The 25141-nt window shown below is 40.2% G+C and carries 25 protein-coding genes and 1 other annotated feature; of the genes, 22 read left to right on the top strand and 3 right to left on the bottom strand.

Annotated features, from left to right (window positions below):
* Nucleotides 1–9: 9 nt before the first annotated feature.
* The 9 genes from yqfD (at nt 10) to recO (ending at nt 7804) form a co-directional block, all read left to right on the top strand.
* Entirely contained in the window at nt 10–1197 is a 1188-nt protein-coding gene (yqfD, locus tag JOC77_RS05770; RefSeq protein ID WP_204540051.1) for a sporulation protein YqfD, read from the top strand.
* Between the two features lie 3 nt (nt 1198–1200).
* Nucleotides 1201–2163, top strand: coding sequence for a PhoH family protein (locus JOC77_RS05765; RefSeq protein ID WP_204540048.1), 963 nt, complete (start codon nt 1201–1203; stop codon nt 2161–2163).
* A 173-nt stretch (nt 2164–2336) separates the two neighbouring features.
* The gene (locus JOC77_RS05760) at nt 2337–4502 is read left to right on the top strand and encodes an HD family phosphohydrolase (protein ID WP_204540045.1); all 2166 of its coding nucleotides are present in this window, start codon (nt 2337–2339) and stop codon (nt 4500–4502) included.
* Nucleotides 4503–4515: 13 nt separating this feature from the next.
* A complete protein-coding gene (gene ybeY / locus JOC77_RS05755; protein ID WP_204540042.1) occupies nt 4516–4986 on the top strand; it encodes an rRNA maturation RNase YbeY in 471 nt (156 codons plus the stop codon).
* On the top strand, nt 4961–5365 hold the full coding sequence (locus tag JOC77_RS05750; RefSeq protein ID WP_204540039.1) for a diacylglycerol kinase family protein: 405 nt from the start codon (nt 4961–4963) through the stop codon (nt 5363–5365). The genes ybeY and JOC77_RS05750 overlap by 26 nt, the downstream gene beginning before the upstream one ends.
* A gap of 38 nt (nt 5366–5403) precedes the next feature.
* Nucleotides 5404–5802, top strand: coding sequence for a cytidine deaminase (locus JOC77_RS05745; RefSeq protein ID WP_204540036.1), 399 nt, complete (start codon nt 5404–5406; stop codon nt 5800–5802).
* Nucleotides 5795–6721 carry a GTPase Era gene (era, locus tag JOC77_RS05740; protein WP_239558623.1) on the top strand — a complete coding sequence of 309 codons (927 nt, stop codon included), beginning with the start codon at nt 5795–5797 and terminating at the stop codon, nt 6719–6721. Before JOC77_RS05745 ends, era begins: the two co-directional genes overlap by 8 nt.
* Nucleotides 6722–6869: 148 nt before the next feature.
* Nucleotides 6870–7013: a YqzL family protein gene (locus JOC77_RS05735; protein WP_204540033.1), complete on the top strand. Its 144-nt coding sequence runs from the start codon at nt 6870–6872 to the stop codon at nt 7011–7013.
* Nucleotides 7014–7051: 38 nt separating this feature from the next.
* The gene (gene recO / locus JOC77_RS05730) at nt 7052–7804 is read left to right on the top strand and encodes a DNA repair protein RecO (protein WP_204540030.1); all 753 of its coding nucleotides are present in this window, start codon (nt 7052–7054) and stop codon (nt 7802–7804) included.
* 72 nt (nt 7805–7876) lie between these two features.
* Nucleotides 7877–8058 (top strand) — a binding site (T-box leader).
* Nucleotides 8059–8290: 232 nt separating this feature from the next.
* Here recO and JOC77_RS05725 read toward each other — a convergent pair.
* Nucleotides 8291–8527: a hypothetical protein gene (locus tag JOC77_RS05725; RefSeq protein WP_204540027.1), complete on the bottom strand. Its 237-nt coding sequence runs from the start codon at nt 8525–8527 to the stop codon at nt 8291–8293.
* Between the two features lie 46 nt (nt 8528–8573).
* On the opposite strand from JOC77_RS05725, the gene glyQ reads away from it, so the two are divergent.
* The 11 genes from glyQ (at nt 8574) to JOC77_RS05670 (ending at nt 20514) form a co-directional block, all read left to right on the top strand.
* Complete coding sequence (gene glyQ, locus JOC77_RS05720) at nt 8574–9461, top strand: glycine--tRNA ligase subunit alpha (protein ID WP_204540024.1); 888 nt, start codon at nt 8574–8576, stop codon at nt 9459–9461.
* A complete protein-coding gene (gene glyS, locus JOC77_RS05715; RefSeq protein WP_204540021.1) occupies nt 9454–11526 on the top strand; it encodes a glycine--tRNA ligase subunit beta in 2073 nt (690 codons plus the stop codon). Before glyQ ends, glyS begins: the two co-directional genes overlap by 8 nt.
* Before the next feature lie 445 nt (nt 11527–11971).
* Nucleotides 11972–12610, top strand: coding sequence for a transcriptional regulator CcpN (gene ccpN, locus JOC77_RS05710; RefSeq protein ID WP_338047193.1), 639 nt, complete (start codon nt 11972–11974; stop codon nt 12608–12610).
* Nucleotides 12611–12624: 14 nt separating this feature from the next.
* Nucleotides 12625–13437: a pyruvate, water dikinase regulatory protein gene (locus JOC77_RS05705; protein WP_204540016.1), complete on the top strand. Its 813-nt coding sequence runs from the start codon at nt 12625–12627 to the stop codon at nt 13435–13437.
* 265 nt (nt 13438–13702) lie between these two features.
* Nucleotides 13703–14179, top strand: coding sequence for a YaiI/YqxD family protein (locus JOC77_RS05700; RefSeq protein ID WP_204540013.1), 477 nt, complete (start codon nt 13703–13705; stop codon nt 14177–14179).
* A 149-nt stretch (nt 14180–14328) separates the two neighbouring features.
* Nucleotides 14329–16131: a DNA primase gene (dnaG, locus tag JOC77_RS05695; protein WP_204540010.1), complete on the top strand. Its 1803-nt coding sequence runs from the start codon at nt 14329–14331 to the stop codon at nt 16129–16131.
* A gap of 36 nt (nt 16132–16167) precedes the next feature.
* Nucleotides 16168–17301, top strand: a complete 1134-nt coding sequence (gene rpoD / locus JOC77_RS05690) for an RNA polymerase sigma factor RpoD (RefSeq protein ID WP_204540007.1) — start codon at nt 16168–16170, stop codon at nt 17299–17301.
* Between the two features lie 157 nt (nt 17302–17458).
* Complete coding sequence (locus JOC77_RS05685) at nt 17459–17980, top strand: hypothetical protein (protein ID WP_204540004.1); 522 nt, start codon at nt 17459–17461, stop codon at nt 17978–17980.
* 209 nt (nt 17981–18189) lie between these two features.
* Nucleotides 18190–18555, top strand: a complete 366-nt coding sequence (gene cccA, locus JOC77_RS05680; RefSeq protein ID WP_204540001.1) for a cytochrome c550 — start codon at nt 18190–18192, stop codon at nt 18553–18555.
* A 131-nt stretch (nt 18556–18686) separates the two neighbouring features.
* Nucleotides 18687–19409, top strand: coding sequence for a tRNA (adenine(22)-N(1))-methyltransferase TrmK (locus tag JOC77_RS05675; RefSeq protein ID WP_204539998.1), 723 nt, complete (start codon nt 18687–18689; stop codon nt 19407–19409).
* The gene (locus JOC77_RS05670; RefSeq protein WP_204539995.1) at nt 19396–20514 is read left to right on the top strand and encodes a Nif3-like dinuclear metal center hexameric protein; all 1119 of its coding nucleotides are present in this window, start codon (nt 19396–19398) and stop codon (nt 20512–20514) included. The genes JOC77_RS05675 and JOC77_RS05670 overlap by 14 nt, the downstream gene beginning before the upstream one ends.
* A 135-nt stretch (nt 20515–20649) precedes the next feature.
* Here JOC77_RS05670 and JOC77_RS05665 read toward each other — a convergent pair whose 3' ends face one another.
* Nucleotides 20650–21603, bottom strand: a complete 954-nt coding sequence (locus JOC77_RS05665) for a 4-hydroxy-3-methylbut-2-enyl diphosphate reductase (protein ID WP_204539977.1) — start codon at nt 21601–21603, stop codon at nt 20650–20652.
* A 171-nt stretch (nt 21604–21774) separates the two neighbouring features.
* Nucleotides 21775–22398: a VrrA/YqfQ family protein gene (gene vrrA, locus JOC77_RS05660; RefSeq protein ID WP_239558621.1), complete on the bottom strand. Its 624-nt coding sequence runs from the start codon at nt 22396–22398 to the stop codon at nt 21775–21777.
* 254 nt (nt 22399–22652) lie between these two features.
* On the opposite strand from vrrA, the gene JOC77_RS05655 reads away from it, so the two are divergent.
* Together JOC77_RS05655 and JOC77_RS05650 are read left to right on the top strand one after the other, a co-directional pair.
* A complete protein-coding gene (locus JOC77_RS05655; protein WP_204539974.1) occupies nt 22653–23969 on the top strand; it encodes a DEAD/DEAH box helicase in 1317 nt (438 codons plus the stop codon).
* A gap of 23 nt (nt 23970–23992) precedes the next feature.
* Complete coding sequence (locus tag JOC77_RS05650) at nt 23993–24886, top strand: deoxyribonuclease IV (RefSeq protein ID WP_204539971.1); 894 nt, start codon at nt 23993–23995, stop codon at nt 24884–24886.
* The last annotated feature ends 255 nt before the right edge of the window (nt 24887–25141 follow it).

The raw sequence follows: 25141 nt of genomic DNA, 5'->3' as shown, positions 1-25141 counted from the left end.
GGGAAACCCATGAAGAATCAATGGACAAACTTTTTATCTGGCTATGTAAGAGTAAAAGCAGATGGTCGCGGCACGGAGAGAGTAATCAACAAAATGGTTAAGCAGAATATTTATATATGGGATGTGAAAAAGGCCGAAACCGATTCCATCCTTTTTAATATTCATCTGCGGGATTTGCATAATTTTCGGAAGGCTGTAAGGAATAGTGAGTGCAAGCTCTCTTTGTTAGAAGGAAGGGGAGGGCCTTTTTTATTCAAACGTCTGCTAAAGAACAGCGGTTTTTTAGCAGGTTTTCTCGCTTTCCTAACACTTATTTTCCTTCTGTCTAATATGGTATGGGGCATCGAGGTCAAAGGGGCTAAGCCAGAAACCGAGCATTTGATCCGCAAGGAATTGGACAAGATGGGTGTGCAGATAGGGAAAATTCAATTTTTGTTAGATGATGCAGATGATATCCAGCGGAAGCTGACCACTAATATTTCTGCTTTAACCTGGATAGGTGTAGAGCTTAAAGGGACAACTTATCATTTTCAAGTTGTTGAAAAAAAACAGCCTGAAGAACAGGTGAAGCTGTCGCCGAGAAACCTTGTGGCCCGAAAGAAAGCTGTAATCTCAAAAGTTTTTGTGGTTAAAGGACAGTCGATGGTTGCTGTTCATGATTATGTAAAAAAAGGACAGCTTCTTGTATCCGGCAGCATCGGAAATCCTGATAAACCTAAGATTGTTGCAGCAGATGGCGAGGTGTGGGGAGAGACTTGGTACCAATCACAGGTAGAGGTACCACTATCAACCAATTTTTCTGTGTTTAATGGAAGAGAAAACGTGAAACATTATATAAAAATAGCTAAGTATTCGATCCCTATTTGGAATTTCAAAAAGACGAAATATAAAAACTTTGAAACGGAAATGTCTGAACGGCCTCTGAAGTTTCTCAAATGGGAGCTGCCAATTTATTATAATACGGCGACTCATCGAGAAAAAGAAGACGTTACCCGAGAGTATAGTGTGAAAGAGGCAGTTTCAAAAGCAAGAGAGATGGGAAAAAAAGATTTAATGAAACTTTTGCCTGAGGAATCTAAGATTGTTGGGGAGAAAATTTTGCACCAGACAAGCGACAATGGTAAAGTAAAACTATCATTACATTACCAAGTTATAGAAAACATAGCTGTAGGACAACCAATTATTCAAGGAGACTAACGAATGTCAGAAGAAGCAAAAGTAGTCAACTTACACCTCGAATCTCCTGCCGAAGCACTTGCTTTGCTGGGAAATTCAGATTCTAACTTAAAAATACTTGAACAAGAATTAGCTGTGTCTGTCGTTACCCGTGGTGAGGACATTACTATTACAGGCAGCCAGACTTCTGCTGAAAAGGCAGAAACCGTTCTAAAATCGTTATTAAAAGTAATTAGAAAAGGCATCAATATTAGTTCGCGGGATACAATGTACGCTGTACAAATGGCTCAAAAAGGGACTATAGAATATTTTTTGGAATTATACAATGAAGAAATTATGAAGAATGCCAAGGGGAAAACAATCCGGGTTAAAACTCTTGGCCAGCGTCAATATATCTCGGAAATAAGAAAAAATGATCTTGTTTTTGGCATTGGCCCGGCAGGTACCGGTAAAACCTATCTTGCTGTGATTATGGCGGTCAATGCCTTGAAAAATGGAAGTGTAAAAAGGATCATTCTTACAAGGCCGGCTGTAGAAGCTGGTGAAAGCCTCGGTTTTTTACCGGGTGACTTAAAAGAAAAAGTGGATCCTTATTTACGGCCTCTCTATGATGCTCTGCACGACGTTTTAGGCCCTGACCATACAGAGCGGATGATAGAGCGGGGCACCATTGAAATCGCGCCTCTGGCATACATGAGAGGAAGAACCCTGGATGATGCGTTTGTCATTCTTGATGAAGCACAAAATACTACACAAGCCCAGATGAAAATGTTTTTAACACGCCTTGGTTTCGGCTCAAAGATGGTAATAACCGGAGACCCTTCACAGATTGACCTGCCAAAGGGAGCGAAATCTGGCTTGCTAACTGCTGAAGAAATCTTAAAAAATGTGTCTGGCATGTCGTTTGTTATACTCGAACAGAGTGATATTGTAAGACATCCACTAGTTGCAAAAATTATTGGCGCATACGAAAAAGCGAATCAATAAGGTAAGATAAGCCTGCCAAGCCAATTGGTAGGCTTTTTTTAAGGCATACGAAATGACAAAGACATGGCTATTCTTAATTAGGATGAAACTTCACTGGAAAACTGATATTATTTTACGTACATAGATTATAAATAGAATTAGCTGTATCATTGTTTTGTTCAGGGGGGCTGGAAATGAGCAGAGTGCATAAAGCAATTGCTAAATTAAAAGAACTTTTGAGAATGAAGGTTTTTCAGGCTTTGCTTTTTATTCTATTGGGGTTAATTTCGTATTTCGTTATGTTCGATAATGTCAAGCCAGAAAAAATAAATGTGTCATTGCTTACCCCGTCAGACAAGACGATTCGTGCACCTCAAACCGTTGTAGATAAAGAGAAAACAGAACAAGACAAGCAGGAAGCTGCGAAGGATGTTGAAGATGTATTTACTCTCAAAAAGGAGTATGCCCAAAACCGTGTTGATCTTATATCTTCTATTTTTGATTCTGTTAAAGAAGTAAAGGAAGAACTGGAAACTAAACAAGTAGATAATGAGGAAAGCCAGATTGATGGTCCCCCATCAAAGAAAGTATCAGAAGGTATTCCAGCTCACGTAACCTTAGCCAAACAAAAGCTGACTGGAGATGTAACAAAAGAACTGTCAGATTCGGTATTTTCTGCCCTTTTAAAAGCAGATGATGAAAATTTTGTCATGGCAAGGGATCTTACCTTGACCGCCATACATAATGTTATGAGCACCAAAATACCAGCCAGAGAAGTTGAGCCTGCGAAGAACAGAGTAGAAGAACAACTTAAGGCATCAAGCCTGCCAGGGGAGATTAAGCAAGCCTCAATTGAATTAGCCCGTTTCGCTATTATCCAGAATGAATTTTATGACAGCCAAAAGTCTGAAGAAAAGGTGCAGGCAGCAGTAGAAAGCGTTGAACCAGTAAAGATATTGCAAGGTGAGGTAATCGTAGAGGAAGGGCAGCTGGTAGACCGGGATATTTACCGCCAGCTAAAGCTGGCAGGGTTCCTCGAAGAGCAGACTTCATATCTTCCATTTATCGGCCTGGGACTGCTTATTCTGTTGACTATGAGCGGATTGTATTATTACTTTCAGCTTATTAATGAGAATACCGACAAAAAGCAAAGCCAGATCTTGCTCTTCAGTTTTGTATACCTTCTTGCTTTATTAATCATGAAAACTGTTTCTCTGTTTCAAAGAGCAGAATATATTGATATGGTCTACTTTTTCCCTGCAGCATTTGCGGCTATGCTGATTAAGGTTCTGTTGAATGAAAGACTTGCTATAGCTATAACAATTGTATTAGCATCGTATGGAACCATTATCTTTAACGATGGTTCTGCATCTAATTTACATATCGCTGCCGGGCTGTATATACTGCTCAGCGGTACTGCTGGAATTATCCTTTTGTACACTAAAAACTATAGAACGAAAATTCTTCAAGCAGGATTACTTTTATCAGTGCTTAACTTCTTGCTCATATTAGCCCTTTTGTTTATTATGGATGTCCGTTCACTTAAAATAGAATTTATTTTTTACATCATTTCCTCATTGGTTTCAGGGCTTTCATCCTCAATACTCACAATGGGTGTACTGCCATTTTTTGAAACTGGCTTTGGAATATTGACAACCGTAAGGCTGATTGAGTTATCGAATCCAAACCATCCTCTGCTGAGGAGAATCTTAACCGAAGCGCCGGGAACATATCATCATAGTATTATGGTAGCAAACCTGGCAGAGTCTGCCTGTGAGTCCATAGGAGCGAATGGATTATTGGCCAGGGTAGGCTGCTATTATCACGATATAGGGAAAACAAAGCGGCCGCAATTTTTTATTGAAAATCAAATGAATATAGAAAATCCGCATGACCGGCTCGACCCTGAAATAAGTAAAGACATTATTATTGCTCATGTATCTGACGGTGTAGAATCCTTAAGGAAATATCGGATGCCGGAAGAAATCGTTTCTATTGCAAGAGAGCACCATGGTACTACTTTGCTAAAATATTTCTACCATAAAGCAGCACAGCAGGGAGAAGACGTAAGAGAAGCAGAATTCCGGTATCCGGGACCGAAACCGCAGACAAAGGAAACGGCGGTTATAAGCATTGCTGACAGCGTTGAGGCAGCTGTTAGGTCGATGGGTAATCCCACTTCCGACAAGATTGACGAATTAATAAAAAGCATAATTGTAGAACGTCTTCAGGATGGGCAATTTAATGAATGTGATATAACAATGAAAGAGCTGGATATGGTGAATAAATCATTGAGCGAGACTCTTAAGGGAATATTCCATAATCGCATAGAATACCCGGATTTCAAAAAAACAAAATAGCAGGTGAAAAACGATGCTAAGTATTGACTTTATTGATGAAACCAACGAAACAACAGAACGAGAGCAGGGACTTGTAGAAGAACTGCTCCAATTTGCTTCAGAAAAGCTTTCCATCCAGCCGCAGACGGAACTATCTGTCACGTTTGTGGATAATAACAGAATTCAGGAAATAAATCGGGAATACCGAGGCAAAGACAAACCGACCGACGTTATATCGTTCGCACTCGAAGAGATGGGCGAAGATGAGGTCGAAATCAAAGGGGCAGACATGCCAAGAGTTCTTGGTGACATTATTATTTCTGTAGAAAAAACAAGGGAACAGGCGGGTGACTATGAACACTCTTTTGAAAGAGAGCTTGGATTCCTGGCATTGCACGGATTTCTCCATCTGCTTGGATATGATCATATGACAGATGAAGAAGAAAAAATAATGTTTGGCAAGCAAAAGGAAATATTGGATGAATATGGGCTTACACGGTCATAAGGGACGAAAGCACCCTTTTTATAAAAGTATATATTTTGCTGCCATAGGAATTTATACGGCTTTAAAAACGGAGAGAAATGTACGGATCCATGCTGTAGTATCGATTTTAGTTCTTATCTCGGGGTGGGTCCTGAACCTGACTTATACTGAATGGTTATTTGTTCTACTCGCGATAGGTGTAACGATTTCCCTTGAAATGATCAATTCTGCTCTAGAGCGGGCGGTTGATCTTGCAACGGAAGAGTATCACCTGCTGGCTAAACAGGCAAAAGATATGGCAGCCGGGGCGGTACTCGTTTTTTCATTGATCTCAATCATCATTGGTGCAGTCATTTTTTTACCCAGGCTGATCGAGATTTTAAAATTATTAAAAAGCTGATTCAATTTTTGGACAGCAATCGGAAAGGAAGTTATTTTATGAACATTCAGGAACTTATTGAAAAAGCAAAAGAAGCTAGACAAAAAGCCTACGTTCCCTATTCAAATTTTCAAGTAGGAGCCGCCCTTCTCACGAAAGATGGGAAAGTCTATGGTGGATGCAACATAGAAAATGCAGGTTACAGCATGACGAATTGTGCTGAAAGAACTGCCTTTTTTAAAGCTATTTCAGAAGGAGACAAGGACTTCGCGATGCTTGCTGTTGTCGCCGATACGGACGGGCCTGTTTCACCATGCGGAGCCTGCCGGCAGGTTATCTCAGAATTTTGTCCAAAAGATATGAAAGTAGTTTTAACGAATTTAAAAGGGGAAATAAAGGAAATAACTGTGGAAGAATTATTACCAGGAGCTTTTTCACCGGAGGATTTACATGAATAATATGAATGAGAATACATCAAAGAATTACAAATCAGGTTTTATATCCATTATTGGACGCCCGAATGTTGGAAAATCAACGTATTTAAATAGGGTTATCGGGCAGAAAATTGCCATTATGAGCGATAAGCCTCAAACAACGAGAAACAAAGTTCAGGGAGTTCTTACTCTTAATGATGCTCAAATGATATTCATTGACACTCCGGGAATTCATAAGCCGAAGCACAAGCTCGGTGATTTTATGATGAAGGTTGCACAAAATACACTAAAAGGTGTAGACCTTGTATTGTTTATGATTAATGCGGAGGAAGGCTTTGGCAGAGGCGACGAGTTTATCATTGAAAAGCTTAAAACCATAACCACTCCCGTATTTTTAGTGATTAACAAGATCGACCAGATACACCCAGATGAGTTAATGCCGCTGATAGAAACATACTCCTCAAAATTGCAGTTTAAAGAAGTTGTTCCCATATCAGCCCTGCAGGGAAATAACGTTGATACACTTCTGAATCAAATTAAGGAATTTCTGCCGGAAGGTCCTCAATATTATCCAGCCGACCAGGTTACAGACCATCCGGAAAGATTCATTATTTCAGAATTAATAAGGGAAAAGGCTCTGCACTTAACAAGAGAAGAAATTCCTCACTCAATAGCTGTTGTGATTGACTCTATAAAACGGGAAGAAAACAGTGAGACCGTACATGTTATGGCGACTGTAATTGTCGAAAGGGATTCACAAAAGGGAATTGTTATTGGAAAACAAGGGAAAATGCTTAAGGAAATCGGCCAGCGTGCCCGTCTTGACATTGAGAATCTTCTAGGGTCCAAGGTGTTTCTGGAACTCTGGGTGAAGGTGCAGAAGGATTGGAGAAATAAGGCTGGACAGCTAAGGGACTATGGTTTCCGGGAAGACGAATATTAAGCTCATACCCATGCAATTTCAGGAATTACTGAATTTATACGTAGTAAAAAATGTTTAACATGAAAACGGACAGAATGGTCAAGATAATCTTAAGGTTTGGGATAGTATTTATGAATGCTAGTTTATACATTTGAAAGGTGGGCTTATAATGTTGGATTTTACCTGGAGAGTATTTAGCAGTACAGGTAATATTGATACCTATCTCCTGTTTAAAGAATTGGAGCTGGATCATGGCGATAAACCCGAAATGGCAGAAACTGAGCTAGCAGAAACAGATTTCCCTATCTCGTAGAATGTCTTGCTTCCACTCTGAAGGGTGGGTACCTTATCATGCTCCAAAAATGTGAGGGAATAGTAATAAGACGTTCCAATTACGGAGAAAATAATAAAATTATTACACTGTATACCCGTGAATGGGGGAAAATTGCGGTGATGGCAAGAGGCGCAAGCAAACCGAGCAGCAGGTTCTCTTCTGTCACCCAATTATTCAATTACGGCTCCTACCTCGTGCAGTCTTCTAAAGGAATGGGCGGTCTGCAGCAGGGAGAGACATTTTCCTCTATGAGATCTATAAGGGAGGATATCATTTCAACGGCCTATGCTTCCTATATTGTTGAATTGCTCGATAAGAGTGTGGAGGATAGAAAACCCAATCCTTATTTATTTGAACTGCTGTATCAATCCCTTAATTACATAAATGAAGGCTATGACAGTGAAATCATCAAGTTTATTTTTGAAATGAAAATGCTTGATGTATTGGGGCTGCATCCTAGTTTAAATCAATGTGCCAGCTGCGGCTCAGCCGAAGGGAATTTTTCGTTTTCAATCCGTGAGGGCGGATTTATCTGCCATCGATGTATTGAAAAAGATCCTTACCATTTGAAAATATCTCCTGCAGCAGTGAAACTGTTAAGAGTGTTTTATTATTTTGATTTAAGCAGGCTTGGCAGCATTTCGGTAAAGCCCGAAACTAAAAAAGAACTGGAGCATGTAATTCATACGTATTACGAGGAATACTCAGGACTTCAGCTCAAATCAAAAAAATTCCTGGACCAGATGGACAAGTTCAAACAGCAGTTTTAAACATAAAAGCGTTTAAAAGATACAAAGCTATTGACAAATTATCATGCAATCTTATAAAATTTGTTTAATTATATGGATGCGTTGAAGGAAAGTAGTACCTGAAATTACTCTTTTATAGCGAGCCCGGGTCGGTGAAAGCCGGGAAAAGAGACTTTAGGGAAGGCAGTCCCGAGCAGAGCAGGCTGGAATACCAGCAAAAGCGGCCGATTTATCGGCAAATAGGGTGGAACCGCGGGTAAACTCTCGTCCCTATGCGAAAGCATAGGAACGGGAGTTTTTTGTTTGTACAAATAGAAAAGCGGAAAGCGGTCCTGAGCGAGAGCGAAGGAGCCGCCCGACAAGCATAAGACGAGCAGGCTGTGAGAAGCGATTTTCTTCTCATGGACTGGTTGGCTTATGACTCGAGGGCTGCAGCTTGGAGCTGGCCAAATAAAAGGCATTATGGGGTACGATCATATTAACTGATCGTAAACGATTGTCAGTTTCTCATCCAGCTATTAAATACCAAAGACTTGAAAAACGGATCTCCGCTTTTCTGTCTGTCCAGCTCCGAACTGCCATCCTCCCGTCTCCCGTCATAAGCCAAGCCCTGCCAGAAGGCAATGAGCGCCTTCCAGCAGTCCTCGTCTTATGCTGCTCGGATGGCTGCTTTTCAAATGAACTGACCGTCAGCATTGTCTGGTCTAAAATCCAACTCTTTAAATAGTTGGATTTGAAAAGCACCGTTCTCCGCTTTTCTTTCATCCGTTAAAAAATATGGAGGTGCAATATGAATATTCAGAACATGATTTTAACTCTTCAAAAGCATTGGTCAGAACAAGGCTGTATTCTCATGCAGGCGTATGATGTCGAAAAGGGGGCTGGCACAATGAGCCCTTACACGTTTCTCCGTGCAATAGGTCCAGAACCTTGGAATGTTGCATATGTTGAGCCGTCAAGGAGACCGGCTGATGGACGTTATGGGGAAAATCCCAACAGACTTTATCAGCATCATCAATTTCAGGTCATCATGAAACCTTCTCCTGATAACATTCAGGAGCTTTATCTTGATTCTTTGAAAGCACTAGGCATTGATCCCCTGAAGCATGATATCCGCTTTGTGGAAGACAACTGGGAGAACCCTTCGCTTGGTTGTGCGGGTTTAGGCTGGGAGGTTTGGCTTGATGGGATGGAAATTACCCAATTCACTTATTTCCAGCAAGTAGGCGGTTTAGAATGTAAGCCTGTTTCGGTAGAAATTACTTACGGAATAGAACGCCTTGCATCTTACATTCAGGACAAAGAAAATGTATTCGATTTAGAGTGGACTAATGGTTTTACAGTGAAAGATATTTTCTACCAGCCAGAATACGAACATTCGAAATATACGTTTGAAACTTCTGATCCTGATATGCTCTTCCAGCTTTTTAATATCTATGAAAAAGAGGCGCACCGCCAGATGGAAAATGGACTCGTTCATCCTGCATATGATTATGTTTTAAAATGCTCGCATACCTTTAATGTCTTGGATGCAAGAGGGTCCATTTCAGTTACAGAACGTACCGGGTATTTGGCGAGAGTTAGAAATCTTGCTAGAAAAGTCGCAAAGACATTTTATGATGAGAGAGAAAAGCTTGGTTTCCCAATTTTAAAAAAGGAGGGACTTACTCATGAGTAAACAAGATATCTTATTAGAAATCGGGCTTGAGGAAATGCCTGCCCGGTTTGTGACTTCCTCCATGAACCAGCTGAAAGATAAGATAAACGCCTGGCTGAATGAGAAACAAATAGAGTTTAGTGAACTCACTGCGTTTTCTACACCACGTAGGCTGGCTGTTTGGGTAAAAGGTGCAGCCGAATCTCAAAAAGACATCAATGAGGAAGCTAAGGGACCAGCTAAGAAAATCGCTTTAGATGGTGAAGGGAACTGGTCAAAAGCAGCGGTTGGATTTGCCCGGGGCCAGGGAGTGTCTGTAGAGGATATATTCTTTAAAGAGCTTAATGGAATTGAGTATGTATATGTGAATAAGTTTATAAAAGGAAAGCCGACAAGAGATCTTCTTCCTGAACTCAAAGATATTATTACTAGCTTGAATTTCCCTAAAAATATGAAATGGGCAGATGAAGATCTCCGTTTTGTAAGGCCTATTAAATGGCTTATTGCTCTATTTGGGGAAGAAATTATTCCTTTTGGAATTACAGATGTTAAAACCGGTAATAAAAGCCGCGGGCATCGCTTCCTTGGCAGTGACGTATTGATACAAAGCCCAGCGCAGTATGAAAAATTACTTAAGGAGCAGTTTGTTATTTCTGATCCTGCAGAAAGAAAACAGTTAATTATTACTGAAATCAAAGCGATTGAAAAAACACAGAATTGGGAAATTCCAATTGATGAAGATTTGCTTGAAGAAGTTAATAATCTAGTGGAATATCCGTCTGCTTTGTTTGGTAAATTTGAAGAAGAATTCCTTGAACTGCCTGAAGAAGTCCTGGTCACCTCTATGAAAGAGCACCAGCGGTATTTTCCAGTAAAAGATAAAAAAGGCAGTCTTCTTCCTTACTTTATTACCGTAAGAAACGGCAATAAAGAGCATCTGGATACAGTGGCAAAGGGAAATGAAAAAGTATTGCGTGCCCGTCTTGCAGATGCTTCATTTTTCTTCAAAGAAGATCAAAAAACAACAATAGAGGAATCATTAAAGAAGCTCGAGACCATTGTTTACCAGGTAGAATTAGGAACTTTAGCCGATAAAGTAAAGCGTGTAAGAAGGCTGGCCGCTCAAATTTCTAAGGAATTAAATCTTAGTGAGAAGGAACAGAGCCAGACAGACCGTGCGGCTGAAATTGGCAAGTTTGACCTTGTTTCTCATATGGTTTATGAATTCCCTGAATTACAAGGTTTTATGGGTGAGAAGTATGCTCGTTTAAAAGGTGAGGATGCAGAAGTAGCGGCTGCCATTAATGAGCATTATATGCCGCGGAATGCAGAAGACGCTGTGCCGCCTTCTGTGATCGGCTCCGTTCTTTCTATTGCCGAAAAGCTGGACACCATAGCTTCCTGTTTCTCAATTGGCATTATACCTACAGGTTCGCAGGATCCATATGCTCTAAGAAGGCAGGCGAGCGGTATTGTAGCCGTTCTGGAAAAAACAAAGTGGAATCTTCCGTTAGAAGACTTACTTGACATGTCATTAGACATTATTGAGGAAGAAGGCTTTGCTAAGAAATCAAGAGCAGATATACGTATAGATTTAAGGAGCTTCTTTAAGATGAGAATTAAACATCTATTAAATGAAAAGGCCATACGCTACGATCTGATTGATTCTGTTTTAGAAAGTGATGCAGGCGCCATTTCAAGCCTGGTGGAGAGAGCGCAAGTATTGGAAGATAAGAAGAACGAGCCGGCCTTTAAAGGCTCAATAGAAGCCTTAAGCCGCGTGATGAATATTTCTAGTAAGGCTTCTGCAAATGTAACTCCAGATCCTGGCCTTTTCGAAAACGAATATGAGCAAAGCCTATTTACTAAATATCAAATCGTGGCAGACTCATATGAACAACAACAAAGTGAAGAAGAAAAGTTTGAATTGCTGGTTTCCATGAAAAAAGAAATTGAGCAATACTTCGATCATACAATGGTCATGGCGGAAGATGAGAAAGTGAAGAATAACCGCCTGGCATTATTATCTGAAATCACCTCTGTCATTCGGAAATATGCTGAGTTTAACAAAATTATCACAGGTTAAAGCCAGGAAAGGCCGGTCTATCCTAATGACCGGTCTTTTCTTGTACCCCCGAAATGCATAAGACGAGCAGGACGTAAGCAGGGCTTTGTCCCTGTCTGAATTATCTTCTTAGTATTTAATTAGTTAACACTTCATCGTTTTGTTTAGTGTAGGAGGCACCGCTTTCCGTTTTTCTTGTTGTGAGGCGGAAGCAGCCCAGCGACTAGTGTATTTCACTAAACGGCTTTTCTTATAAATCCATAGTTTGTGAATTCGAGATAATAGTATATAATTATAGAAAACAGTATAACTCATTTATGGAATTACATAGGGTTAAAAGACAATCCAATCTTGCGGGCTTAGGAGCCGTGCTTAAGGCAGGTATCCAGCTTAAGCGAGAGGAACATTAAAAAGATGTTTGTACCATCCACATCTACGGGATGGTGCTAATCGCTTTTTCATTAGGGTGGTGTTTAAAATCGAACTTAATAAACGTCAGCAGCACATTTTAGAGATTGTAAAACAAAATGGGCCAATAACAGGCGAACACATTGCTGACCAATTGAATCTTACCAGGGCAACTCTCCGTCCAGATTTAGCAATCCTGACGATGGCAGGATATTTGGATGCAAGACCCCGGGTTGGATACTTTTTTTCGGGCAAAAGTGAAACACAACTGCTAACGGATAACCTGAAAAAAATTATTGTGAAAGATTATCAGTCTATCCCAGTTGTAGTGAACGACAGCATTTCTGTTTATGACGCTATTTGTACAATGTTCCTCGAGGATGTCGGCACTCTATTTGTGGTTGATAAGGAAGCTATTCTTAAGGGGGTTCTCTCCCGGAAGGATTTGCTTAGAGCAAGTATTGGAAAGCAGGAACTAACATCCATTCCGGTAAATATAATAATGACGCGCATGCCCAATGTAACTATGTGCACAAAAGAAGATTTACTGATTGATGTGGCCAAAAGACTAATAGATAAGCAAATAGATGCCGTCCCAGTTGTAAAAGAAACAGAAAAGGGCTATGAAGTAACAGGAAGAATTACGAAGACAAATATAGCGAAAGCCTTTGTTGCTCTAGCTGACGATGGCATATAGGAGAGGGAAACTAAATGAACAGTAAAATAATTTATGTAGTTTCTGATTCAGTGGGGGAAACGGCTGAACTTGTTACGAAAGCTGCAGCAAGCCAGTTTAAAGGCTATCAAATTATTATTAAACGAATTCCATACGTAGAAACTCATGAAAATATTGATGAAGTCATTTCATTGGCTAAGATAAACTCCGGTATCATTGCGTACACCCTTGTAAAACCAGATGTCCGGAGTTATATGACAGAAAGGGCAGCGAGCGAAAATATCTTTGCCTACGATATTATCGGCCCCTTAGTGGATAATTTGCAGCAAAGCTTTGATTCACAGCCGCTATATGAGCCTGGGATGGTCAGAAAATTGGATGAGGACTACTTTAAGAGAGTAGAAGCCATTGAATTTGCAGTTAAATATGATGATGGCCGTGATCCAAGAGGCATATTAAGAGCTGATATTGTATTAGTAGGTGTATCTAGAACATCTAAGACTCCTCTGTCGCAATACCTCGCACATAAAAGGCTAAAGGTTGCGAATGTACCAGTTGTTCCGGAAGTAGATCCGCCTGAAGAGCTGTTTCTTGTTGCCCCTCATAAGTGCATAGGATTAAAGATCAGCCCGGAAAAGCTGAACAACATCAGAAAAGAACGCCTGAAAACACTCGGCCTCAATGACCATGCCATTTATGCTAATATGGAGAGAATAAAAGAAGAGTTAACATACTTTGAGACAATAGTAGCGAAATTAAATTGCCCAGTCATTGATGTAACGAATAAAGCGGTGGAAGAAACAGCTAACACCATTATTAATATCATTCAAAAAGGTACAGAAGCATAGCACATACCATGTGCTATTTTTTTTGAAACTATATATAGACGATGAATCTTAGCTGGAAAAATTCATATTTTTGACACAAGTTAAAATAATAGATTTTCACTATAAAATGTACTATAATAAAAAGCTGTGATAAAAAAGTATTTTTAAGGTTTAGACTTGGTAAATAAGGAATAAACTAAGAAATGTGAGATGTCAAGTTTTACCTGATGGAATTTTTCGACAATGAATTATACTTTTTAAAAGAAAAGGCTGTATAAGAAGGATAATGAAGAAGAATGTAGAATTACAAAAAGGTACTATTATTTATGTGGATGCTGATGCTTGTCCGGTTAAAGATGAAATAACCAAGGAAGCTAAACACTATAATTTAGAGGTTTGTTTTGTTACTTCCGTCAATAACATGATGAACAGCCCTTCTGAAGGGAATTGGGTATACGTTGAAAATGAAAAAGAAGCCGCAGATCTTTATATTCTTAACCACGCAAAAAAAGGTGATCTTGTGATTACCGGGGATATAGGGCTTGCTGGTACTCTTCTGCCAAAAAACGTTTACGTACTCTCTCCCAGGGGAATGGAATACACGGAAAACAATATAGGCTCAATGCTTGAAATGCGTTATCTCGCCGGGAAAATGCGCCGGCAGGGTAAATATACAAAAGGTCCAAAACCTTTTAGAAAAGAAGATAGAGATAATTTTCTCATGAATCTTTCAAAAATGTTGTCGAACCTTGCAGGAAAATAAAAATTCTTCACGAATTAATTACATATCATCACTAAGAGTTTTCTTAGAAAATTACTGATGATAAAAGAGGTGAAATCTCCTGCACATTCAGCATTCTGCTTGATCTGGTTCGCTCCGGATGGAAATTATGTGTATGTATAGGTGATAAAATGTCAAACACCCGTATACCAGAAGAGAAAATTAGTGAGATTCGGGCTGCTGTTGATATTGTTGATATTATCAGCGAATATGTCCAGCTTAAAAAACAAGGGCGAAATTATTTCGGCCTTTGTCCTTTTCACGGTGAAAAATCGCCATCCTTTTCAGTTTCTCCTGACAAGCAGATCTTCCATTGCTTTGGCTGCGGGGCAGGCGGAAACAGCTTTACGTTCGTAATGGATATAGAAGGCATCTCTTTTATAGAAGCCGCGAAGAAAGTTGCCGACCGGGCAAATATTACTTTAGATATTGACATGCAGAATGTGGGTGAAAAAAGACAATCCCCAATTGAAAGTTCAATGGTCGAAGCACATGATCTTCTAAGGAAATTCTACCACCATTTGTTAGTAAACACAAAAGAGGGCCAAGATGCCCTGGAATATTTACAGGGCAGGGGATTTACTGAAGAGGCAATAAATAAATTCCAGATTGGCTACGCTTTAGACAGCTGGGATCTTGTTTATAAATTTTTGATTAAAAGAGGATTTTCCGAGGACCTTCTCGAAAAGTCAGGATTAATCATAAAAAGTGATAAAACAAATAGTTATTTTGACAGATTTAGGAACAGAATTATGTTTCCTATTACTGACCACCAAGGAAATACAGTTGCTTTTTCCGGCAGGGCAATGGGGGACGATAATCCTAAATATTTGAACAGCCCGGAAACAGCAATTTTTAATAAAAGCAGGATTCTATATAATTTTCAAAAAGCCAGGCCTTCCATACGAAAAAAGGAACAAGTCATACTTTTTGAAGGTTTTGCGGACTGCATCTCCGCAAGCACTGCCGGCGTAGATAATGGTGTAGCCACAATGGGGACTGCATTAACCGATCATCATATTCAGCTTTTAAGAAGAAATACCGATACAGCTGTTATCTGCTTTGACTCCGATTCAGCCGGATTAGAAGCAGCAAACCGGGCAGCGGGCTTGCTTATTGATTCAGGATTTACCATTAAGGTGGCCCTTATGCCCGATAATATGGACCCTGATGACTACATTAAAAAGCATGGAGCGGATAAGTTCCTCCATGAAGTAATAGGGGCAAGCCTGACTTATACATCCTTTAAGATGCAATTTCTTCGCAGAGGAAAAAATGTAAATAATGAAGGAGACCGGATTCAGTATCTTGAAGCCGTGTTGAAGGAAATTTCTAAGCTTTCTAATGCTGTGGAAAGGGATCATTATCTCCGGCAGATAGCCTCTGAATTTTCACTTTCTCTGGACGCTCTGGAAAAACAGCTGAAACAAATCTATTTTGCCGGAAATAAAAAGGGAAATGCCGCACCAAGGACTGACAGACCTGTAACCCTTCAATATGAAAAGAAGCTGAAGCCGGCACATCATAATGCGGAAAGAACACTTATAGCCCATATGCTTAAGCATAAAGATATAGCTTTTAAGATACAGGATTTAATGGATGGTCATTTTTTTAATTTAGATGAGCACCAGGAAATTATCACGTACCTCTATGCTTTTTATGAAGAAGGTCATGAATCTGATACAAGCCGTTTCTTATCTTTTCTGGCAGATGTAAATCTCCGGAAAATCGTTTCGGATATCGAAATGATGACGATTAATGATGAATTTTCGGATCAGGAAATAAGAGATTGTGTCAATCAGGTGTTGAAGTATCAAAAAATGTTAATGATAAAAGAAAAAGAGGCAGAGCGAAAAAAAGCAGAGCTGCAAAAGGATCATTTAAAAGCTGCAAAAATTGCGATGGAAATTATTCAATTAACGAAATTATTATAGCAAGGCCGTTGTACAGTTTTGGAAGGAGGGGAACAGATGTCTGAAAAATCAGCACGTTCCAGAGAAGTTGATAGTGAGTTGACCCTTGAACAGGTAAAAGAGCAGTTACTAGAAATCGGGAAAAAACGAGGATCTCTTAATTATGAAGTCATTGCAAACCGTTTAGCTAATTTTGAATTAGATTCGGAGCAGATGGATGAGTACTTTGAATATCTTGGCGATCAGGGAGTAGAAGTAATTGCTGAAAGCGAAGAGGAAGACGATGAAGAAAATCCCAATATTAAAGAGCTTGAGAAAGAAGAAGAGTTTGACCTAAACGATTTAAGTGTCCCGCCGGGAGTTAAGATAAATGATCCGGTTCGCATGTATTTAAAAGAGATTGGCCGAGTTGACCTCCTGTCCGGTGAAGAAGAGATAGAGCTGGCCCATAGAATTGAACAGGGCAATGAAGAGGCTAAGCGACGTCTGGCAGAAGCTAACCTGCGGCTTGTAGTGAGCATTGCAAAACGCTATGTGGGGCGTGGAATGCTGTTTCTTGACTTAATCCAGGAAGGTAACATGGGGTTAATTAAAGCTGTAGAAAAGTTTGACTATCGTAAAGGCTTTAAGTTCAGTACTTATGCTACATGGTGGATCCGCCAGGCTATAACGAGAGCTATCGCTGACCAGGCACGGACGATTCGTATCCCGGTTCATATGGTCGAAACTATTAATAAGCTAATCCGTGTTCAAAGGCAATTGCTTCAGGATCTAGGCCGTGAGCCTTCGCCGGAAGAAATAGCGGAGGATATGGATCTTACTCCTGATAAGGTTCGGGAAATACTGAAAATTGCTCAGGAGCCTGTTTCTTTAGAAACTCCAATCGGTGAAGAAGATGATTCCCATTTAGGGGACTTTATCGAAGATCAGGACGCCACTTCTCCTTCAGAACATGCCGCATATGAGCTGCTGAAGGAACAGCTTGAGGATGTTCTTGACACCTTAACGGACCGTGAAGAAAACGTCTTAAGATTAAGATTTGGTCTGGATGATGGCCGTACAAGGACTCTTGAAGAGGTAGGCAAAGTATTTGGAGTAACTCGTGAGCGTATCCGTCAGATAGAGGCTAAAGCCCTTCGCAAGCTGAGACATCCAAGCAGAAGCAAACGTCTGAAAGATTTCTTAGAATAGAATTACCATTATGTTGAAATAGTTCACTCTTTGAAGGGTGGGCTATTTTTTATTTTAAAAATTTTGTTTCCTTCCTATAAATGAAAAGATTATACTACAAATAGATAATCTTCTATAGGGTGTGTTCTTTTTGAACGAGACGAGAAGGAAAATAATAATGAATGAAGTTCATTATTGGAAAAATAACAAAATGCTGCCTGAACAATACTGCGATTATTTGCTCGCCTTATACCAGGGAGATGAAGAGGCCGGCGTTTCACAGAAACCGCTTACAGTAAACAAAAACAAAAAAGCCGTTCCCCTTGTAAGTGCCTTCTTAAGTGTCTGCTTAACATTATATGTAAACTATTTTACAGAACTGAGTTTTAACTTGCAAATACTCCTTACAATTATTTTTTTGATACTGGCAGCAGGATTTTTATTCCTAATACGTGACGAAAAGATTCCTTTACAAATTGCGCTGGTGTGCCTGGCCTTTACTTTTTTACTGTTAACAGTAAAGCTGGCGGAATATGCATTTCCGGGTCATAGTAAGGTATTTTATCCGATCCTGCTCATTCATTGCCTGATATGGATGTACATTGGAAAAAGGCTCAAAATGATTTACTTTATTTTGGCTGGGGTGCTGGGGAGTTGTTTTATTGCTTATTTTCTCATTAAAAATTATACTATGATATAGCTGTAAAAGTTTAAAAATGTAAAATATGGATATGTATGGAGCAGTGATGTACTTTGTCCTCACCCAAGCAGGTAAATATTTGTCAATTTTGAGAATTTAGGAAAGATATACAATTAGGGCTTTTCCTTGAAAGTATTTTCAAGTAAAATAAAAATTGTTGTGGGGATTTATTATAGACAGATAGTGTTCATACATAGGGAGGTAAAACTGTGAATCGCAATCCGATTGTTCCATTTATTTTAATTATGGTTTTAGGTATCGGGCTTATGTTTATGTTATCTTTTATGGGGCTCGATAATAGTAAAGAAATGGCAGATGAGAAAAAAGGCGGCGGAGAAAAGAAGACGGAAGAAGTTGCTTCAAATCCTGAGGATGTCTACAAGCAGACTTGTGCAGGCTGCCATGGAAATCAATATGAAGGCGGAGCAGGGCCCGCACTTAAGGGTGTCGGAGGCCGTTATTCCCATGATGAAATTAAAACCATCATTACTGAGGGTAAAGGGAATATGCCTCCTGGTTTAGTTAAAGCTGAGAATGCAGACAAAATGGCTAAATGGCTGGAAACTTTGAAATAATAAGAATATATGATTGGGTCCTTTGCATATGCAAAGGACTTTTTCTATACTGAAATTATGTTATTATAGTTAGACCACAGGACTCGCTTTAGGCAGCGGGTTTTACTTTACATAAAAGTGAGATGACTTAAGTGAATATAGATAAACTTTCAAAGCGTTTAGAGGCTGTAGCAGGCTATATTACGCCTGGCAGCACACTCGCTGATATAGGTTCAGATCATGCTTACCTGCCTTGTTATGCGTTAAATAAAGGGATCATACGAAAGGGTGTAGCCGGGGAGGTAAGCCAGGGGCCATTAAATTCCGCACGGAGCCAAGTTCAGGCTTCTGGACTGAACGATTTCATTGAGGTCCGCAAGGGGGATGGCCTTGAGGTTATTTCACCATATGAAGTGGATTGTATAACGATTGCGGGAATGGGCGGCACACTGATCTCAAGTATCTTAGAGCATGGTAAAGAGAAGCTCTCTGGTGTAAAACGATTAATACTCCAGCCGAATATTGGAGCTAAGAATGTACGTGTCTGGCTTTTAGAAAATGGCTGGGAGCTTATACAAGAGGAAATCCTGGAAGAGGATCAAAAAATTTATGAGATTCTTGTAGCAGAACCCGGAAATTCAATGATTCCTTATGAGCATTGCAACAAAGACGCATCGCTCTTAATGGGTCCCTTTTTAATTCAGGAAAAGAACAGCATTTTTGAAAAGAAGTGGGCTTTAGAATTAGCTCATATGCGAAGAATACTTAATCAGATTGAAAAGTCCGGGCAAGGCGGAGAACTTGCAGCTAAAAAAACAGAACTTCGGGACAATATTAACCTTGTGGAGGAGATTCTAAATCATGAAGCAGGCTAACGGGCATGAAATTATCCAGTTATTTGAACAGTTTTCACCAAAAGCCTATGCAGTTGAAGGAGATCCTATAGGACTTCAAGTCGGAAGGCTGAATAAGCCTGTAACCAAAGTCTTGATTGCGCTTGATGTGACGGAAGAGGTCATTCAGGAAGCAATAGAAGCTGGTGCCGAACTAATTATTGCTCATCACCCGCCTATCTTCAGGCCGTTAAAAAATTTAAGAACAGATCTGCCTTCGGGAGCACTTTACGAGAAACTGATTAAACACGATATTGCTGTATACGCAGCCCATACCAACCTGGATGTAGCAAAAGGCGGAGTGAATGACCTGCTGGCAAATGCCCTAAGGCTTCAGAATATAAAAGTACTGGCAGATACTTATGAGAAAAAGCTTAAAAAGCTCGTTGTATATGGTCCTGCAGAGGACGAGAAAGCATTGCTTGATGCTCTGGGGAAAGCAGGTGCAGGTCATATAGGGAATTACAGCCACTGTTCCTTTAGTACAAGCGGAACTGGCAGATTCCTCCCTGAAGCAGGAACGAATCCTCATATAGGAACTCAAGGGAAGCTGGAAGCCGTCCAAGAGGTAAGAATTGAGACCGTGTATCCTGCAGAAATTGAGAAAAAAGTTCTTCAAGCAATGTTCCGTGCGCATCCATACGAGGAAGTCGCATATGATATTTATCCGCTTGAAACTCAGGGAGAGATATTGGGGCTTGGAAGAGTCGGAACCCTGGAAACAGAAATGAATTTTGTCCAGTTTGCCGAATATGTAAAAAAGGCACTTGATGTTGAGCATGTCAGAATTGTAGGAAGCGAGGATGCTGTTATTAAAAAGGTGGCTGTATTAGGCGGAGATGGAAACAAATTTATTAAGGCCGCAAAGTACCATGGAGCAGATTGCTTCGTAACAGGAGATATTTATTATCACACAGCACATGATGCAAGGATGATGGGGCTGAATCTGCTTGATCCTGGACATAACATTGAGAAAGTAATGAAGAAGGGTGTTGCCGACGTTTTAACTGAGTTATGTAAAGAAAAAGGTTATGCGGCAGAGTTCCTGGCTTCATCCATTCATACTGACCCTTTTACCTTTTTATAATCCAGGCTTTCTGTTTAATCATGGTAAAACCAACAAAAGGACCTTTGGGGTCCTTTTGTTGGTTCTTTCAAGTTACTCAGATGGTCTGCAGCAACAATACACAGGACCTATATATAAAAGAAAAGCAGCAGGGCATTAATGAGCCTTTGCTGCTTTTTTTACTTTTGGCAGAATTTTGTTTAAAGGAACTTTACGCTCCCTTGACCATGTGGATTCATCGTGACGATCAAACTGCTCCAGATAAGTAATGACTTCCTTTGTAATGGGAGTCGGAGTAGAAGCTCCTGAAGTAACGCCTACAGTTTCTGCTTCTAACAGCCATTCCACCTGGATTTCTGTAACATCTGCTACACGATAGGCTTTAGTTCCAGCGATTTCTTGAGAAACCTGTGCGAGCCGGTTAGAGTTATTGCTTTTTGGATCGCCGACAACAATCAGCAAATCTGCTTCTTTAGCCTGTTCAGCTACCGCTTCCTGGCGTACCTGGGTAGCCATACAGATTTCACGGTGAATTTCACAATGAGGATATTTTCTCTGAACTGCCTCCATTATTTCGGAGACGTCCCATTGGCTCATTGTGGTTTGATTCGTAACAATCAGCTTTTCAGAATCAAGTTTTAAATTCTCTACTTCTTCTGGCTTTTCAATTAAGTGGACAATTTCAGGTGCTACTCCAACAGCGCCTTCTGGTTCAGGATGGCCTTTTTTGCCAATATAGATAACCTGATAGCCCTGTGCTTTTTTTTCTCTGATTAAATCATGTGTGGCTGTCACGTCTGGACATGTGGCATCAAGTGTAACAAGACCACGCTGCTTAGCTATTTCTCTTACTTCAGGTGATACACCATGAGCGGTGAATATTACAGTGCCTGTATCTACTTTTTCGAGTATTTCTTTTCTATTGCTGCCATCCAGTGTAATGATGCCTTCCTCTTCAAAAGCGTCTGTAACATGTTTATTGTGTACTATCATTCCTAGAATATATATAGGCCGCGGCAGAGTTTTATCTAAAGCGGCATTGCGTGCAATAACCATAGCATCGACCACGCCGTAGCAATAGCCGCGAGGTGATATTTTTAAAACATTCATTGACTAAAGTCCTCCTTACAAACGGGCATCAGGACTGATATCCTAATCTACCCTTCTATTATATATGACCTCTGGTGGAATTACAAAGCAAGCTTATATGTACAGCTCTTGAATTGGCAGCTATTTTGGGTTCCCTTAACTAAAAAAGAATGCAGGGAAGCTGCATTCTAGTCAAAAGAAAATCTTGGGTCTTGAGATTCCGGATTCTTCATGATTAACGTCCTCATCATGTTCCTTCTGCAGCTCATCTCTGTCATTGCGGCTGAATTCCTTTTCAGTTTCAGGTTCTGTTTTTGCCGCCTCTGAGTCAGAATCTGGTGGTGTATCAGCTGATTTAAGTCCTCTATAAAGCTTCCACATCGCGGGGAGATTTTTTACTAAAGGGCCATATTGTTCAACGATAGGACCTACTTGCTGAACGGTCTGCAGCACTTTTTGAGTATTATTTAAAATACCGGTAAGACCGCCGCCCTGCGTTAAGCTCTGGATTATTCCTCCGCTTCCTGGAGCTGCTGAGTTTGAAGCAGCACGAGCTGGGAGGGTAAAGGGAGAGGCAGCCTGAGGGGCTGGACCCCTGCTTTTTTTGCCAAGCAATTTAGAGATCAGTCCTCCGCCTCCTCGTTTAGGCTTCCTAACATTGTGGATAGGGGCCTGACGAGCTGGGGAAGTTCCGCCTTGATATGGATTAAATGGCATATGCGGGTGATGGTAACGGGTTCTCGGGGCACCCATTCCATAATGATGAGGCCCGTACGGTCCGGGGCCAAATGGTATTTGCGGCTGTCTTGGAGGCATACATTCACTCCTTTCTGAACAAAGAAATATATAATTTTTCTTCAACTCTTATTAAAATATGCAAGTAAGTTAAAAAGGTTTGAGGAATAATGAGAGCAGGGGGTGGTTAAAACCATTCCTCGAGAAAAAAGGGTTCCGAATCTTAAGGCTGTCTGCTCCCGGGGTTGCGTTTTCTTTATAAAATATATTATGATAACAGGATGTATACTGCGTGAAAAATTATGAAATATGCTGATTTATTAAGGAGACAAACTATGAATAAAAATAATTTTGAAAGATTTGGCTTTCAAAACTACATATTAGACGCTATTAATGACTTAGGCTTTGACAAGCCGACCGAGATCCAAGAGCGGGTTATACCAGCCATTAATAATGGCTGGAGCATGATTGGACAATCGCAGACAGGAACAGGTAAAACACATGCTTATCTGCTTCCGATTATGAACAAGATTGATCCTGACAGAGAAGAAGTACAAGCGGTTATATCTGCACCTACAAGAGAGCTTGCCAACCAAATTTATTTGGAGGCCGTGAAAATTGCTGAACACTTTCCGGAGGAGCATCCTGTTACGGTTAAGCTATTTATGGGTGGGACTGACAAGCAAAGAACAATTGATAAGCTGAAAAAACAGCCTCAGCTTGTAATTGGGACACCTGGAAGAATTAAAGACCTTGTTAATGAAAATGCCCTGCATGTATTTTCAGCAGAGATTCTCGTGGTTGATGAGGCCGATTTGATGCTCGATATGGGCTTTATCGAAGATGTGGACCAATTTGCCGGAAAGATGGCAGAAAAAACGAAGATGCTTGTATTTTCGGCTACAATCCCGGAAAAATTGAAACCATTTTTAATGAAATATATGGAAAATCCTAAGTATGTGCAGGTATCACCTGAGCATGCTACTGCTCAGCAGATCGAACATATTCTAATTCCTTTAAAGCATCGGAATAAGTATCAGTTATTGCATGACATGCTGATTGCATATAACCCTTATCTTGCTATTATTTTTGCCAATACGAAAAAGAAGGCTGAAGAAGTTGCTATTTCCCTTAGTCAACAAGGATTGAAAGTAGGCCGCATACACGGAGATTTGACTCCTCGAGAACGTAAGAAAATGATGAAGCAGATTAATGACCTGGAGTATCAGTATATCGTGGCTACAGACCTTGCAGCAAGAGGCATCGATATTAAAGGGGTAAGCCATGTTATCAACTTTGAACTTCCGCCTGATTTAGATTTTTATATCCACCGTACAGGCAGAACGGCAAGAGCTGGTTATTCTGGTATTGCCGCGACCATTTACGAACCTTCAAACGAAGATGCGTTGAACAGACTGGAAAAAATGGGAGTAACCTTCCATAACGCTGATTTACAAAACGGTGAGATGATCAAGACGGAAGACAGAAACAAGAGAAAGAAAAGGAAGAAGCAGACTGATGAAATCGTGGAAACTGCTAAACGCCTTGTAAAAAAACCGTCTAAGGTTAAGCCGGGGTATAAGAAAAAAATGCAATACGAAATGGAAAACATTAAAAAACGCCAGAGACGGATTGAAAGAAAGAAGAAATAAAGCATTAGGGGAGAGAATGAAGTATGTTAAAGATTGGTTCTCATGTATCCATGAGCGGAGCCAAGATGCTGCTTGCTGCAAGCTCAGAGGCAGTTTCCTATGGCGCTAACACCTTTATGATTTATACAGGTGCCCCTCAAAATACCAGGAGAAAAAAGATCGAAGACCTTAATATTGAAGAAGGAAGAATGCATATGGAGATGAACGGCATTGAAGAAATTGTCGTACATGCCCCCTATATCATTAATATAGCAAATACGCAAAATCCGGATACTTTTGATTTAGGAGTCCGATTTTTAAGATCTGAAATTGAAAGAACAGAAGCTCTCGGCGCAAAACAAATTGTCCTGCACCCAGGGGCTCATGTCGGGGCTGGAACAGAAGCGGGGATTAAAAAGATCGTAGAAGGCTTAAATGAAGTTCTTGTCCCAGAGCAGCAGGTACAGATCGCTCTCGAAACAATGGCTGGAAAAGGTTCCGAATGTGGGAAAAACTTTGAAGAACTTGCCATGATTATGGATGGGGTTCATTTAAGTGATAAGCTCTCCGTATGCTTTGATACATGCCATACTCATGATGCCGGCTACAATATTGTCGAGGATTTTGATGGGGTGCTGGAGCAATTTGATAAAATAATCGGCATTGACCGGTTAAAAGTGCTTCACATTAATGACAGCAAAAATGAGCGGGGAATGAAAAAAGACCGCCACGAAAATATTGGTTTTGGGCGAATTGGCTTTCAGGCTCTTAATTATATTGTCCATCACCCCCAGCTTATGGAAGTACCTAAAATCTTGGAAACTCCTTTTGTTGGTGAAGATAAAAAGAATAAAAAATCGCCATACAAGTTTGAAATAGAAATGTTAAAAAACCGGGAATTTAATGATAATCTTTTAGATATAGTTCTAAGTCAGTAAGAAACTGCAGGCTGTAAAGAGAGCCTGCAGTTTTTTAAAAAAAACGAATAAGTATAAAAATTTGAGTATGATAATTGTCCTGGTGTCCAGCTGCGGCCTGACACCTTTGGTCATAAGCCAATCGTCATCAAAAGGCAAGAATAGCCTTTTGATGACGCTTTTTCTTATGCCTTTCAGGTGTCTGCTTTTCTATGAAAGAAGTGTTTACAATAAAACGCGTTGATCATGGTCCCTATAGGAGTTGTGTGTGAAAAG

The sequence above is a fragment of the Peribacillus deserti genome, assembly GCF_016909175.1.
GTDB classification, from domain to species: Bacteria; Bacillota; Bacilli; order Bacillales; family DSM-1321; genus Paraperibacillus; species Paraperibacillus deserti.
This window is presented reverse-complemented; position numbering and strand designations above follow the sequence as displayed.